Source organism: Mycobacterium simiae (genome assembly GCF_008370645.1).
Lineage (GTDB): Bacteria > Actinomycetota > Actinomycetes > Mycobacteriales > Mycobacteriaceae > Mycobacterium > Mycobacterium simiae_A.
Map to the genome: position 1 here is coordinate 1 of NZ_VTZN01000570.1, position 374 is coordinate 374.

Here is a 374-nt window from a genome sequence, read left to right on the forward strand (position 1 = left end):
TGGCCGCCGACCGCAGAATGTCCCGCTCAGTGGACAGCCGAGCCTCGGTGGCGCGTAAGGCCTTGTTCTCGGCCCGCAGCCGGGCCAGCTCCTGGTCGGGGGTCTCGCCAGCGTGTGCAGGCTGTGCTGCAGCGGCGGGGTTGCGGTGCCGAATCGGCACACCGGCCGCTTTGCACCACGCCGAGAGCGTCACACCGGAGATACCGAGCTCGTCGGCGATCTGGGTAATCGTGGCGCCCTCGGTGTCCCGGTAGAGCGCTACGGCGTCCCGCTTGAACTCATCTGGATAATTTTTCCTTGCCATCGTCGTGGATCATCTCGCTTCCCCCGCCAATCTTGCGGGATTAAGCGTGTCCAACACACGGGGTCAGGGC

Annotated in this window: 1 protein-coding gene; it reads right to left on the minus strand. The window is 65.8% G+C overall.

What is annotated here, in order from left to right; genetic code table 11:
- Window positions 1–304, minus strand: a 304-nt coding sequence (locus F0Q45_RS26930; protein WP_149656693.1) for a transposase, incomplete at its 3' end; no start/stop codon positions are given.
- Between the last annotated feature and the right edge of the window lie 70 nt (window positions 305–374).